This window comes from Streptomyces boluensis (assembly GCF_009908195.1).
In the GTDB taxonomy this organism is placed as follows: domain Bacteria; phylum Actinomycetota; class Actinomycetes; order Streptomycetales; family Streptomycetaceae; genus Streptomyces; species Streptomyces boluensis.
In genome coordinates, this window is the sequence record NZ_JAAAHS010000402.1 from 1 (window position 1) to 6,538 (window position 6,538).

Sequence of the window (6,538 nt, forward strand, 5' to 3'; positions counted from 1 at the left end):
CACCCTCCCCTCCCCGCTGTGGGCAGCACTTTCCGTTCCACCGCTGTGGGCAGCTGGTCCGCCAGGGGCGGAACTGTGGGCACAGCACCACGGCGCCGGGCAACTGAAAGGCAACGATGACCGAGTCAACCCTGCTCAACGCCACCGACCTGAACGTCACCTTCACCGGCCGACGCGGCAGCGGCAGCGCCCGAGCCGTGGACGGCGTCCACCTCACCCTGGGCAAGGGCGAGATCGTAGCCCTGGTAGGAGAGTCCGGCTGCGGCAAGACCACCCTGGCCCGCACCCTCCTGGGCCTGGAGAAGCCGACCGCAGGCCAAGTGACCTTCGACGGCGCCCCGTTGGCGTACGACAGCCGCTCCCTGAAGGCGTACCGCAACCGCGTACAGCTCGTCCTGCAGGACCCCAGCGGCTCCCTGAACCCACGCCACACCGTCTACGAGGCCGTCGCCGAGGGGCTACGCGTGCACGGGTACGCGGGCGACGAGCACACCAAGGTCGCCGAGGCGCTGTCGCGGGCCGGCCTGCGCCCACCGGAGCGGTTCTTCCAGCGGTACCCGCACGAACTCTCCGGCGGCCAGCGCCAACGCGTCGTCATCGCCGGGGCACTCGTCCTCGACCCCGAACTGATCGTCGCGGACGAGCCGGTGGCCTCCCTCGACGCCTCGGTGCGCGGCGAGATCCTCGCGCTGCTGCTCTCGCTGCGCGCGGAGCTCGGCCTCGCGGCCCTGGTCGTCACGCACGACCTGGGGCTCGCCTGGAACATCGCGGACCGGGTCGCCGTGATGTACCTGGGCCGGGTGGTGGAGACGGGCACGGTCGAGGAGGTGCTCACCTCCCCCCAACACCCGTACACCCAGGCCCTGTTGTCGGTACTGCCGGAGGCGCCGGGCGAGCCCGTGGTGCTGACCGGTGAGCCGCCGGACCCGACCCGCATCCCGGGCGGCTGCCGCTTCCACGCCCGCTGCCAGGTGCTCGCCTCGGGCGAGGCGGAGCGCGCGGGCGTGGCAGGTTCCTGTCGTACGGAGGACCTGCCGGTGCTGTCCTCGGGCCGCACCGCGCAGGCCGCCTGTCACTGGGCGGCGGCGCGTGCCGTCACCGGGCGGGACCCAGCGGCGTCTCCCGCTCCATGAACCGGAACTTGCCGTACGCGAAGTGCTCGGACGGGAGGAGCTCCACGATCGGCAGGGGCTTCTCCACGGGGTTGCCGTCGTCCCCGAAGTAGATGAGACCGCTCAGGCCCGCCACCTCGTTGCCCTTCTTGATCTGCAGCAGCATCTGGCGCACCGCGAGGGCGGGCTGCTCCTTCGGCGGCCACGGCAGATCCGCCGCCGAGCCGCCCTTTCCCGCGCCCTGCTCGCCCTCGTCGGACGGTTCCTTGGTCCACACCTCCTGGATGGCCCTGCCGGCGACGAGCATCGCGTCGTACACCGCGATGACCTGGCCGTCGACAAGCCCGCGGGGGTCGCGCCCGGTCAACTTGTCGTAGCGCGCGGCGAAGTCGGGGAACGGGTCCTCGCCCCGCGGATAACCCTTGCCGCCGCCCGCGCCACCGTCGCCCGTTCCGCCGCCGCCCGTGCTCCACATGTCGGGGTGGGCGAGGGCGGTGAAGCGCACCGTGACGTTGCTCAGCCGCCACTTGGCGTTGAACTCCTTCAGCTTCTCCTTGCTCTCCCGCCCGTCGGCGTAGATGCTCACCGCGTCATCGCCGGTGAACACGGTGACCTCGCAGCGCCGCCCGAGGACGGCCATCGCGTTGATGAACTGCCGCAGTTCACGGCCGCGTCCCGCGAAGTACACGGCGTCCGGCCGGTGTTGGCACACCTGGTTCGCGAGCGAGCCGAAGGCGTTGGCGAGCGCGGGCGCGCCCGCCTCGTAGGAGAGACCGAGCGGTTCGAGGCGCAGTCCCTGCCGCTTCGCCTGCCGCTCGAATCCACGGCTCAGGGACCTGCTGTACGCCTCGTCGGAGTCCCGGTCCTTGATCATCGCCACCCGGTACGGGCCGGGCTTGCGCTGCCGCTCCTTCAGGTGGCGGACGATCGCGGAGGCCTGCTGCCCGTTGGGGTTGTTCACCCGGAAGAAGCCGGGCTCCGTCCCTGAGGTGAGTTCGTCGGCGGTGGACGTGCCGCCGATCATCGGCAGCTCCGCCCGCCGCAGCGCGTCGACGAGCCGCGTCGTGCTGTCGTACGAGGGACCGAAACCGGTCACCGCGACCAGCGGGTGCTCCCGGTCGTCCCGCAGCTCCGTGAGCCGTTCGGTCACCGGCTCCCACTGCCTGCCGCCCGCCCCGGTGTTGGCGATGACGAGCTTGATCCGGGGAACGGTGCCCTGCCCGTTGTTGAGCTCGTCCTGAGCGACGTACGCGCCCTCGAGCTCCTGCAGCGCCGCGTTGTCGTCCTTGTCGGTCCCGCCGACGGTCAGAGGGTGCACGTAGGCGACGGTCACCCAGCGCTGGCCGGACTTCTCGACCTTCCGGTTGGCCCGGTGGATGTCCGCGCTGATGTCGTCGAGGGAGTCGTCGAACGAGAACGACCCGTCCGTGACCCCCACGCACTCCTCGTCCGGCCCCGCCTCCCACACGCCCTCGGCGCACCGGTCGAAGACGTACGCGCGGCTGCCCCAGGTGTCGAAGGCCAGGAAGTAGACCACCGCCGCCACCACGAGCGCGACCGCGCCGCCCCACAGGGCGTACCACCGCTTCGTCCGGTCGCCGCGCGGCACCGGCCAGGGCCGTATCGCCGGGGCGGGCTGAGGGTCGGTCACCAGGGCTCCTTCCGGGAGAGCCGCATGCGGTCGTCCAGGGTCTGCCACCGCCGAAAGCCGCGCAACTGCCCGCGCAGCGGCTCCAGTCGCTCCAGTCGCTCCACGATCACGCCGTGCAGCCCGGCCGTGGGACCACCGAGCGGGTCGGACCAGAGGTCGGCGTACGGGCCGGGCTCGGCGAGGGCCTGTCCGGCGGATCTTCGCGGATCAGCCCGCGGCGTCATGGAGGTCCCCCTGCTCGAGCGAAGCCGAGAGCGACGTGGGCCAGCCCCCCTCGCTGTCCGCTTAGGATGCCTCAACTGCCGTACGGGGAAAAGCAGTTGGGCCCGCATGTTCGAGCCGTTAGAGGGCGCGGGAAACCGGCCACGGACCCGAGGGGGAACGGGCGAGAGAGAACGGGGCGAGAGAGCAGAGGGACGCGCGACGGGCAGAAGCCCCTCAGGCCGCCGCCTCAAGCAGCTCCCGGCACCGCTTCACATCGTCGGCGATCGCTTCGAGCAGCCCGTCGATGGAGTCGAACGTCGCCTGGCCGCGTACGAAGGCGAGGAAGTCGACGCCGACGTGCTGGCCGTACAGATCGAGCCCGACGCGGTCGATGGCGTACGCCTCGACGGTGCGGGTGGTGCCGTCGAACTGCGGGTTGGTGCCCACCGAGATGGCCGCCGGCATCACCTCGCCGTCGGCGTGCAGCCAGCCCGCGTACACCCCGTCGGCGGGGATCGCGGTGTGCGGCAGGGTCTCCACGTTCGCGGTGGGGAAGCCCAGTTCGCGGCCGCGCTGAGCACCGCGTACGACGACGCCCTCGACGCGGTGCGGCCGGCCGAGGATCTCCGCGGCACCGGTCACGTCACCCTCGGCGACCAGGCGCCGGGTCAGCGTCGACGAGAACGGCAGACCGCCCCCGGCCTCGCCGCTGACGTACAGGTCGACGACCTCGACCTCGTAGTCGTACGTACCGCCCAGCTCGGCGAGGAAGGCGACGTTGCCCGCGGCCTTGTGTCCGAAGCGGAAGTTGGGGCCCTCGACGACCACACGCGCGTGCAGCTTGTCGACGAGCACCTTCACCACGAAGTCGGCGGGCGCCAGCTTCGAGAACTCGGAGGTGAACGGCAGGATCAGCAGCGCGTCCACACCCAGCTCGGCCATCAGCTCGGCCCGCCGGTGGTGCGGGGCGAGCAGCGGCGGGTGGCTGCCGGGGCGCACGACCTCGCTGGGGTGCGGGTCGAAGGTGACGACGACGGCGGGTACGCCCAGCTCCCGGGCCCGCTCCACGGCACGCCCGATGATCAGCTGGTGTCCGCGGTGCACCCCGTCGTAGGAACCGATGGTGACGACGCTGCGCCCCCAGTCCTCGGGGATGTCCTCCAAGCCACGCCAGCGCTGCACGGTGATTGCTCCTCGCCGAACCTCAGTACGTCCTGTTGATTGCGCAGTCCTAAGAGTGCCATGTCCCACCGGTGAGCTACGCATCGGCCGTACGTCCAGCGCCCCTGGCCCGCGGACCGGCGCACCCCTCACTGCCGCTACTACCGCTTACTGCCGCGCCCCGCTGCCGGGCAGCGCGCCGTGCAGCGCGGCGAGCACCTCCGGATCGCGCTCGTCACGCAGGAGTACGTCGAGGAGTTCGGCCCGCAGCGGCCGCGAGGCACGGGTGCCGGGGACCACCAGGACCGCCGCCACGGCCCGGCGGACCCGCGCGTCCGGGCTCTGCAGCGCCCCGCACACCAGCGGGAACAGCACCGCGCGCGCGGCCGGCCCCTGGTCGAGCCGCCGGTCGATGTACGCGACCGCGACCGGCGCCGCCTCGGGCCGCAGCGCGAGGAACTCCTGCACGAGCCCCGCCACCCGCCGCGCGAGCGCGGGCGTGGTGACCTCGGCGAGCGCCCGCAGCAACTCGTCGGAGACCGGCCCCGGCGCGCGCAGCCGGTCCTGGAACGCGGCGAGCACCGGCTCCGGGTGCGTGCCGAGCGCCGCGACGAGCGCGTCCGCCGAAAGCTGCGGGTCACCGGCCGCGAACCGCCGCAGGGCGAGCGGCAGATGCCGCGACCGGGTCTGCGGATCGCGTACGAGCAGGGCGAGCGCCGCCCCGTGCAGCGCGCAGTCGGCGGGGCGGGCGAGCAGCGCCAGCGCGGCGTACCGCAACAGCCCCCGGTCGGCCTCGCCGCGCGCGTACGGCGCGGTCCGCGGCCCGTACCTGGCGGCGGCGACCCTGCGGTCCGGTCGGGCGTCGTGCGCCCACCGGTCGACGGCCCGGCAGAGCGCGGACGGCTCCTCCTCGGCGAGCGCCCCCAGCAGTTCGTCCCCGCGCGCGTGCGCGCAGTCGACCAGCGCCTCCGTGAGGTCGTCGACGGCGGCGTGCCGATGCGTGTGCAGCAGCGCCTGCGCGGCCCGCGCGACGGTCGCGTCCGGCGCCGCGGCCAGCGCACGCTCGTCGGTGAACCACCGGGTCAGCAGCGGCTGTACGACACCGGGCGCCTCCTTCAGCCACTCCCCGACGGCGTCCAGGTAGCGCGCGCCGCCGCCCTCGTCGCCCGGCCCCGGGTCGGCCACGACGAGCCGCCGCAGCAGCTCCATCCGCTCCGCTTCGGGCAGCGGGAGGCCCCGCCAGAAACGCGGTCCGAACGCCTCGCGGCCGCCCCCGCCGCGCTCCGTGATCCGCTCCACCAGGAGCCGCAGCACCCCGAAGCAGGGCCGGGCGTCCGGCATCCGCGTCAGCGCCTCGGCGAGCAGCCGCTCGGCCCACCAGGCCGCGTCGGCGTTCCGCGAGCTGACCGCCGTACGCCCCGCGATGTCCTCGGCGGCACGCGCCAACTCCACGAGCCGCACGGCCAGTTCGGGACTCCCCTGCTGCCGCCCGAGCAGCAGCAGCGCCTCGACGACGGGCCCGATCCGATGCCGCGGCACGGGCAGCGGCCGACCACCCTCGACGACCTCCGCCTCCGTTTCCGCTTCGACCTCCGCTTCCGCCTCCAGGGCACGCCTCCCCGCCCGTACGTCACCGTCGCCGACCCCGCCCACGACGCCCTGTACGGGCACGCCAGGCCCGGCGGCGGTCACCACACCACGAGCCGCAGCACGAGCCGCGTCACGAGCCGCGTCACGGTCCGCGCCACTGGCAGCTCCGCCCACCGGTACGCCGCGGTGCGCGCCCCGCCACCGGTGCACCAGCGCGTGCAGCGCGGTGTCGAGGTCCAGGTGGACGCCCTGGATCCAGTCGGCCAGCTCCTCGTGCGCGAACCGGTACCCGTCCCCGGCCGGTACGAGCAGCCCTTCGGTGAGCACCGCCGACGCGTACCCGCTGGCCCACGGGAACACCGCCTCGAAGGACGCCCGGTCCAACTCGCCCTGCCCTGGCCCGAGGCTGCGCCGCGCCGCCTCGTGCACCCGGCCCGACACCCGCGCCGCGAGCCGCCGCACCGCCGTGCCCCGCAGGTCCTGCGCGGCGGCCACCCGTACGGCGACCCGCAGGCACATCAGGTCGAGGTAGGCGGCGAAGATCTCCTCGCGCGTGGGCGTGCCCCGCGGGGCTCCGGGCAACGCGGCACGCACCTCGTGCAGCAGCCGCAACGCCAGCGGGTGCCCGGCGTCCACCGGTGCGACCGCGTCGTCGGGGATGCCGTACCCCGCCCGCGCGAGCGCCGCCTGCCCCGCGTCGAGCGCGCCGAGCCGCACACACGCGGGCAGCCGCTCCGCCCCGGCACCGTCCGGCCCCGCACCGTCCGCCCCGGCCCACCCGTCGGGCACGTACCGGGTCCCGGCGGGGAAGAGGCGTCCC

4 protein-coding genes and 1 pseudogene are annotated in these 6,538 nt (G+C 73.9%); 1 reads left to right on the forward strand and 4 read right to left on the reverse strand.

The features are described from left to right. Positions 1 to 116: 116 nt before the first annotated feature. On the forward strand, positions 117 to 1,133 hold the full coding sequence (locus GUY60_RS32080) for an ABC transporter ATP-binding protein (RefSeq protein WP_161704285.1): 1,017 nt from the start codon (positions 117 to 119) through the stop codon (positions 1,131 to 1,133). Here the strand turns inward: GUY60_RS32080 and GUY60_RS32085 are convergent. The 4 genes and pseudogenes from GUY60_RS32085 to GUY60_RS39275 all read right to left on the reverse strand — a co-directional run. Beyond that, the gene (locus GUY60_RS32085; RefSeq protein WP_161704287.1) at positions 1,096 to 2,763 is read right to left on the reverse strand and encodes an ABC transporter substrate-binding protein; all 1,668 of its coding nucleotides are present in this window, start codon (positions 2,761 to 2,763) and stop codon (positions 1,096 to 1,098) included. The genes GUY60_RS32080 and GUY60_RS32085 overlap by 38 nt on opposite strands. After that, on the reverse strand, positions 2,760 to 2,987 hold the full coding sequence (locus GUY60_RS32090; RefSeq protein WP_161704289.1) for a hypothetical protein: 228 nt from the start codon (positions 2,985 to 2,987) through the stop codon (positions 2,760 to 2,762). The genes GUY60_RS32085 and GUY60_RS32090 overlap by 4 nt, the downstream gene beginning before the upstream one ends. 214 nt (positions 2,988 to 3,201) lie before the next feature. Beyond that, positions 3,202 to 4,149: a bifunctional riboflavin kinase/FAD synthetase gene (locus tag GUY60_RS32095; protein WP_161704290.1), complete on the reverse strand. Its 948-nt coding sequence runs from the start codon at positions 4,147 to 4,149 to the stop codon at positions 3,202 to 3,204. Between the two features lie 147 nt (positions 4,150 to 4,296). After that, positions 4,297 to 6,538, reverse strand: a pseudogene (locus GUY60_RS39275) (serine protease); the annotation flags it as partial.